Source organism: Kitasatospora sp. NPDC054795, assembly GCF_053611565.1.
The window spans coordinates 1-6,813 of record NZ_JBSHAP010000071.1 but is presented as its reverse complement, the minus strand read 5'-3'; the positions used below and the strand labels follow the sequence as shown (position 1 = coordinate 6,813).

The window sequence follows — 6,813 nt, the reverse complement described above, 5'->3', positions numbered from 1 at the left end:
CGAGGTTGTGTTGTCCCCTTTAAATTTTTTTTATTTTGTTTAATTTTTGTTATTTTTTTGGGATTGTGTTTTGTTCGTTGTGGGGCGCACTCCATGGAGTCCGACCCTCTCCTCATTCCCGTGCTGACTTGATGCTGACCCGAGGGAGTCCGCATCGGCCGTCGATCCACCCGGGAGTCCCCGCTTGAGTGGTACGTTATTCGGTACCACTCGCCGAGGGGGGTACGCGCCGTGTCCATCACCGCGAGCGAGGCCCGCAGGGATCTCTTTCCGTTGATCAAGAAGGTCAACGAGGATCATGACGCTATCGAGATCGTGTCCAAGCACGGAAATGCCGTGCTCGTCTCCGCTGAGGACTACGCCTCCTTGCGCGAGGGCTCCTATCTCTTGCGTTCGCCGGCGAATGCGCGTCGCCTGCTGAAGGCGTACGACAATGCGCTGAGCGGCACAGGGCTCTCCGAGCGCACGCTCATCGACCCCGACTCGGCTGATGCCGGGCGGGGTGTCGAGTGAGGCTCCTCTTCGAGGAGCAGGGCTGGGAGGACTGCACGTCCTGGCTCAAGAACGATCGCAAGATGCTCGCGAGGATCAACAAGCTCATCGAGGATGTCCTGCGCGATCCGTTTGCCGGGATCGGCAAGCCCGAGCCGCTGAAGTACCACCTTCCGGGGGCCTGGTCGCGGCGGATCGATGACGAGCATCGCCTCGTCTATCTGGTCACCGACCGGGAAATCATCATCCTGGCAGCCCGCTATCACTACTGATCCCCGGTCCTGGCGTGCCGTCGCGGTGCTGATTCCGTGCTGACTTAGGCCCTCGGAGTCAACGATTCCGCAGGTCACGGCGTTGTGGTGGAAGTTTCGCTTCAACGTCTGATCGACCCGCTCCCTGAGCCGACCGGATCCGCCACCTGTGCGGGTCCAGTGGGGCCCGCCTCCCCTGAGGCGGGCCCCGTCCGTTTTCCCGTGCCGGCCCGGTGCTGTGCGGGCCCCGGCGGTCCGGGGGTCAGCCGATGGTGACGGTGAGCAGGCCGTCGGGGGTGGCGGTGACGGTGACGGTGGCGAGCGTGTCGGCGTGGGCGTCCGGGTGGTGGGGGAGGGCGCGCGGGCCGATGCCGATGACGCGGGTGCCGGCGGCCTTGGCGGCGGCGATGCCGGCGCCGGAGTCCTCGAAGGCGAGGCAGTCGGCGGGGGCGAAGCCGACGGCGGCGGCACCCTTGAGGAAGCCCTCGGGGTCGGGCTTGCTGGCGCCGACGGACTCGGCGGTGACCAGGACGGGCGGCAGCGGCAGGTCGGCGGCGGCCATCCGGACCCGGGCGAGCGGCTGGTCGGCGGAGGTGACCAGGGCGTGCGGGAGGCCGGCCAGCGAGGCGAGGAAGGCGGCGGCGCCGGGCACCGGGACGACGCCCTCGGTGTCGGCGCGCTCCTCGTCGAGCATCCGCTCGTTGTCGGCCAGGTTGAGTTCGACCGGGCGTTCGGGCAGCAGGGCGGCCATGGTCGCGTGGCCCTGGCGGCCGTGCGCGACGGCGAGCACCTCGGCGGGGGCCAGGTCGTGCCGCTCGGCCCAGCGGCTCCAGCAGCGCTCGACCACGGCGTCGGAGTTGACCAGGGTGCCGTCCATGTCCAGGAGGACGGCGCGGGCGGTCAGCCGGACGGGAGTAGCGGGCATGGGGCGGCTCCTCGGGGGGTGCGACGACAGCAGAGCCGGAGAATGCGAGCTCTTTGTTTCTCAATGATACAAAAGATCACCCGAGCAGGTGGGCGTTGACCGCGCGGGCCTCCGCGGCCAGCTCCGGCAGCTCCACCACCTCGATGCCGGCCGCCGTCAGCAGTGCGGTGCCCTGGCAGTCGTTGACGAACAGGTCCGGCTCGCGCCAGGCGACCACCACTCGCGGCACGCCCGCCGCGACGAGCAGCCGGGCGCACGGCATCGGCCGCGAGGCGCGCTGCCCGCAGGGCTCCAGCGAGCTGTAGACGGTCGCCCCGCGCAGCCGGGGGTCGCCCGCCGGAAGCTTGGCCAGCGCCGCCTCCTCCGCGTGGTCGTGCGGGTCGGCCTCCCGGCTGTAGCCCTCCGCCAGCACCGTGCCGTCGGCGCCGACGATCACCGCGCCGACCGAGAAGGCCGTCCCGGACGGCGGGCAGCGGCGGGAGAGCTCGACGGCCCGGCGCAGGTGGTCGAGGTCGGTGGACGCGGACGGGGTCACGGCGCGGGCTCCTTCGGGGCGTACCTGAGCAGGACGACGTCGCCCACGGTACGTGCCTCCAGCAGCCGCATCCGCCGGGCCGGCCCGCCCGGGAACGCGGAGGGGCGGACGAACCGGGGCGCCTCGGCCTGGCCGACCAGCAGCGGGGCGACGGCCAGCTGGAGTTCGTCCGCCAGCCCCTGGGCCAGGAACTGGGTGTGCACGCCCCCGCCGCCCTCGACCATCAGCCGGCGGACCCCGCGGGCGCCCAGGTCGTCCAGCACCGCGCCGAGGTCCACCGCGCCGCCCAGCGCGACCACCTCGGCCAGCCCGTCCAGTCGGGGGCGCAGCACCGCCGCCCCGGCGTCCGTGGTGTAGGCGAGGCGGGCGCCGCCGGTGTGCCAGAAGCGCAGTCCGGCGTCGAGCGCGCCGCTCGCGCTGAGCGTCACCTTCAGCGGGTACTCGGGCCGGCCGGCCGCCCGCCGGGCGGCCCGGCGGGCGGGGTCGTTGACCAGCAGTCGGGGGTTGTCGGCGCGCAGGGTGTTGCCGCCGACCAGGATCGCGTCGGCGGCGGCGCGCTCCTCGTCGACCCGGTCGAAGTCGGCGGCGTTGGAGAGCAACAGCCGGTCGGGGGAGGCGTCGTCGAGGTGGCCGTCGAGCGAGACGGCGGCGCTCAGCAGGACGTAGGGGCGCGGGCCGGGCATGGGCGGGACCGTTCTGTCGGGGGCGCCTCCACGGTACGGCGGCCGGGGGCGGCCCGAGCCCGCGGTGACCGGCATTCGAGACGGATCTTCTCGGCATACGGGACAGCGGGTAGCGTCGGGGGAGCCGCGGAGCCCCGCGGCCGACCGCATCCAGGGGGACCTCATGACCGGACCGCAGCCCGCCGCCGTCTACACCCACGGCCACCAGGAGGCCGTGCTGCGCTCGCACCGCTCCCGCACCGCCGCCGACTCGGCCGGCTACCTGCTGCCCGAACTGCGGCCCGGGCAGGCCCTGCTGGACGTCGGCTGCGGGCCCGGCACGATCACCGCGGACCTGGCCGAACTGGTCGGCCCGCAGGGGCGGGTGGTCGCGGTGGACGCCTCCGCCGAGGTGCTGGAGCAGGCCGCCGGGCACATCGCCGGCCGGGGCCTGTCCAACGTCGCCCTCGCCTGCGCCGACGTGCACCGACTGCCGTACCCGGACGGCGAGTTCGACGTGGTGCACGCCCACCAGGTGCTGCAGCACGTGGCCGACCCGGTGGCCGCGCTGCGCGAGCTGCGGCGGGTGGCGGCGCCGGGCGGCGTGGTCGCGGTCCGCGACGTCGACTACGCCTCGATGACCTGGTTCCCGGAGGTGCCCGCGCTGGACCGGTGGCTGGAGCTGTACCGGCGGACCGCCCGCGCCAACGGCGGCGAGCCGGACGCCGGCCGGCGGCTGCTGTCCTGGGCCCGCGCGGCCGGCTTCACCGAGGTCACCGCGAGCGCCGGCACCTGGACGTACGCGACGCCCGAGCAGCGCGCCTGGTGGGGCGGGCTGTGGGCGGACCGGGTGACGGGCACCGCGCTGGGCCGGACGGCGGTCGAGCGGGGCTTCGCGGACCAGGACGAGCTGGGCCGGATCGCGGACGGCTGGCGGGAGTGGAGCGCCGCGGGGGACGGCTGGTTCTCGATGCTCCACGGCGAGATCCTGGCCCGCGGCTGAGCCGACGCGGCTGAACCGACGCGGCTGAGCCGACGCGGGGCGGGCCGGGCGGTCCGGGCAGGGCGGGCAGGCGTTCGGAAAGATCGGGTAAAGTCGCGCGACCGTTCAGATCGGGCCCGTTCGGGTCCGAGCCATGGTGCCGAGTGCCGAGCCGATGCCCGTTCCGATGGGTTGGGGGAGTCCACGTGTCCAAGCCTGAGTCCGAGCCGCCCGTTCCGGGGCCGGAGTCGCCCGCGGCCACGGGGGCCGACGCGGACACGGACACCCGCCCGGGGACGGGCGCGGACGCCGGCGCGGGGACGGACGCCGGTACAGGGGCGGGGACAGGCACGGACCCGGACCCGGACCCGGCGCCAGCGCCGACGGCCGGTCAGGATCCCCGGGTGGACTTCCGCAAGGACACCGCGGGGTCCGCGGGGTCCGCGGGGCCCGCGAGCCCGGTCGCGCTCGAGCAGGCCCAGGCCCGGCCCGCCGCGGCCGAGCAGGACCCGGCCGGTTCGGAGCCCGCCCCGCCCGCCGTCGACCCCTGGGCCCCGCCCGCCGCCGTCGACCCCTGGGCCCCGCTCGCCGCCGTCGACCCGCCCGCGGGTCCGTCCGTCGCCCCGGCCCCGCAGCCCGTCCCGCCGTCGGCCGCCCCGCCCCAGCCGCCGTACCCGCTGCCCGCCGGTGGCTGGGCCTCCGTCACTCCCCCCGCCGGGTCGGGCTTCCCGCCCGGCCACCCGTACGCCCAGGCCCCCGGTCCGGGGCAGGCCGCCCCCGGGCCCGGGTTCCTCCCCGGCCCCGGTCCCGGGCCCGCCCCCACCAACGGCTTCGCGGTCGGCTCCCTGGTCACCGGCCTGCTCCTGGTGGCCCCGGTGGCCCTGGTGTTCGGCATCCTCGCGCTGGTGCAGATCAACCGCCGCAAGGAGCGCGGCTCCGGCATGGCGGTGACCGGCCTGGTGCTCGGCACGATCGGCACGGTCCTGCTGGCCCTCGCGCTCGGTGCGGCCGACTTCAGCTCGGCGCGGGCCGGCCGCTTCGGCCAGGCCCCGAAGGCGCCGGCCGGCTCGGTGCACTGGTCCGAGCTCAAGGCCGGCGACTGCTACGACTCCCCCCAGGGCGGTTCGACGACGCAGGGGAACGGCGACGAGACGGTGTACTGGGTGCACCGGGTGGCCTGCACCGAGCCGCACCACGGCGAGGTGGCGGGCACTGCCGAACTCCCGAGCGGCAACGGCCTCTACCCGGGCGAGAGCGCGGCCCGCGAGTCGGCCGGCCGGCTGTGCCGCGCGGTGCTGAACGGCTACGCGCTCGACCAGTGGACCGTCCCGGACGGCATGGACGACGTCTACCTCTACCCGACGGCGAGGAACTGGGCGTCCGGCTCACGGTACGTCACCTGTGCCTACGAGGACCGCGAGGACCGGCACCGGGGAACGGTCCGCACCGACCGGAGCCGCCTGACCGCGCCCCAGCTGGCCTACCTGGAGGCCGCCCGGAGCTTCAACGACGTCTACCTGGACCCGCCGGACGCGGACGTGGCCGAGGCCGAGGCAGACCACCGGGCGTGGGCCCGCCGGATGGCCGTGGCCTCGCGGACCCAGGCGGCGGTGCTGGGCGGGCCGTCGGTGTCGTGGCCGGCCGACGTCCAGCCGAAGATCGCCAAGCTGGTCGAGGCCAAGTCGCAGGCGGCCGCCGCCTGGGACGCCGCGGCCTCCGGCGGCGACCTGGCGGGCGACCTCCGCCGGGCCAGGGCGACGGAGGCCAGGACGGCGCCGACGATCCTGGACATCCGCCGCGGGCTGGGCCTGTCCACCGGTGAGCAGGCGCCCGACCTGCGGGTCTGAGGCGCCCGCGCCCCTGGTTACCGGCCGTTGACCGGGCCCGTACCTGCCGGTAACCCACCGGCCGTACCGTCGTGGGCGCGTCCCCGGCCCGACCCCCACGCGAGCCGGGGACCGGCCCGCCCCACGTGAGTGGAAACGGGTCCGGCCCGGAGCGGGGGGCGCCCGGCGGGAGGCCCCGGGTACCCTCCCGCCATGGGCACCTACCGGGTCATGCGGCAGGACGACAACGGCAACCGCTTCCTGGTCGCCAAGGACCTCGACCGGGCCGAGGCCCGGCGGCTGGCCGCCGGGTTCGAGGCCCGCGGCCACAAGCAGATGTACTGGGTCGAGGCGGACGGGGACGCCCGGCCGGAAGTGGCGGACGGGACGGTTCGCAACGCCTGAACCCGTAGGGTCGGCCCCATGGACGCCACGACGGACACCCCCGAGACCCCCGACCCCCGCGCGACCCCGGCCGCTCCCCGGATCGTGGTCGGCGGCGCGCTGGTCCGCGGCGGCCGGGTGCTCGCCGCCCGGCGCAGCGCGCCCGAGGCGGTGGCCGGCCGGTGGGAGTTCCCCGGCGGGAAGGCCGAGCCCGGGGAGACGGAGGCGCAGGCGCTGGAGCGCGAGCTGCTGGAGGAGCTCGGTGTCCAGGCGCGCGCGCTGACCCGGCTGCCGGGCGCGTGGGCCGTGCGCCCCGGCCTGGAGCTGCGCTTCTGGGCCGCCGCATTGCTGGCGGGCGAGCCGCGCGCGCTGGAGGACCACGACGCGCTGCGCTGGCTGGGCCCGGACGAGCTGGACGCCGTGGACTGGATCGACCACGACCGTGACGTGCTGCCGCACGTCGTCCGGCTGCTCACGGAGGGCGGGACGGCGGGGTCGGGCGGCGTCCCGACCGGGGGCGACGCGCCGTCCGCCGGGTAGGTCAATCGGACAAGACGACCCAGGGGCCGGGATAGCCTGGAGGCTGCTGGGTATGTCACTTTTCGGCACTATTCGTCACCATCGGTGAGCCGTCCCCAGCCGGCGACGCCGATCCCGACCAGAGCCGGAGGCCCCGTCGGTGTCGACTACCGGGAACGGCGCCGGGGGAGAGCGGCGGGCAGGCTCCGCGGGAAGCGCCGCCGCCCGCGCCCGACT

General features: G+C 75.1%; 7 protein-coding genes and 1 pseudogene. 6 read left to right on the top strand and 2 right to left on the bottom strand.

The window, feature by feature from the left end:
• Positions 1-231 precede the first annotated feature (231 nt).
• Positions 232-513, top strand: a complete 282-nt coding sequence (locus ACWGJO_RS24570) for a type II toxin-antitoxin system Phd/YefM family antitoxin (RefSeq protein ID WP_452186878.1) — start codon at positions 232-234, stop codon at positions 511-513.
• Positions 510-764, top strand: a complete 255-nt coding sequence (locus ACWGJO_RS24565; protein WP_452186876.1) for a Txe/YoeB family addiction module toxin — start codon at positions 510-512, stop codon at positions 762-764. Before ACWGJO_RS24570 ends, ACWGJO_RS24565 begins: the two co-directional genes overlap by 4 nt.
• Positions 765-1,005: 241 nt before the next feature.
• Here the strand turns inward: ACWGJO_RS24565 and ACWGJO_RS24560 are convergent, their stop codons facing one another.
• On the bottom strand, positions 1,006-1,668 hold the full coding sequence (locus ACWGJO_RS24560) for an HAD-IA family hydrolase (RefSeq protein WP_452186874.1): 663 nt from the start codon (positions 1,666-1,668) through the stop codon (positions 1,006-1,008).
• Between the two features lie 76 nt (positions 1,669-1,744).
• Positions 1,745-2,886: pseudogene (locus ACWGJO_RS24555) on the bottom strand (dihydrofolate reductase family protein).
• 163 nt (positions 2,887-3,049) lie between these two features.
• Here ACWGJO_RS24555 and ACWGJO_RS24550 point away from each other — a divergent pair.
• From ACWGJO_RS24550 to ACWGJO_RS24535, 4 genes are all read left to right on the top strand, one after another.
• Positions 3,050-3,868: a methyltransferase domain-containing protein gene (locus ACWGJO_RS24550; RefSeq protein WP_387694210.1), complete on the top strand. Its 819-nt coding sequence runs from the start codon at positions 3,050-3,052 to the stop codon at positions 3,866-3,868.
• 383 nt (positions 3,869-4,251) lie between these two features.
• Entirely contained in the window at positions 4,252-5,694 is a 1,443-nt protein-coding gene (locus ACWGJO_RS24545) for a DUF4190 domain-containing protein (RefSeq protein WP_452186872.1), read from the top strand.
• 192 nt (positions 5,695-5,886) lie between these two features.
• Positions 5,887-6,078 (top strand): SPOR domain-containing protein, encoded by a 192-nt coding sequence (locus ACWGJO_RS24540; protein ID WP_452186871.1) that lies wholly within the window; start codon positions 5,887-5,889, stop codon positions 6,076-6,078.
• A gap of 18 nt (positions 6,079-6,096) precedes the next feature.
• Positions 6,097-6,597 (top strand): NUDIX domain-containing protein, encoded by a 501-nt coding sequence (locus ACWGJO_RS24535; protein ID WP_452186869.1) that lies wholly within the window; start codon positions 6,097-6,099, stop codon positions 6,595-6,597.
• Positions 6,598-6,813 lie beyond the last annotated feature (216 nt).

Bases quoted from the DNA above. Each gene is read 5' to 3' on its own strand.
- ACWGJO_RS24560 (WP_452186874.1), bottom strand. From the start codon at position 1,668: ATGCCCGCTACTCCCGTCCGGCTGACCGCCCGCGCCGTCCTCCTGGAC.
- ACWGJO_RS24550 (WP_387694210.1), top strand. From the start codon at position 3,050: ATGACCGGACCGCAGCCCGCCGCCGTCTACACCCACGGCCACCAGGAG.
- ACWGJO_RS24540 (WP_452186871.1), top strand. From the start codon at position 5,887: ATGGGCACCTACCGGGTCATGCGGCAGGACGACAACGGCAACCGCTTC.
- ACWGJO_RS24535 (WP_452186869.1), top strand. From the start codon at position 6,097: ATGGACGCCACGACGGACACCCCCGAGACCCCCGACCCCCGCGCGACC.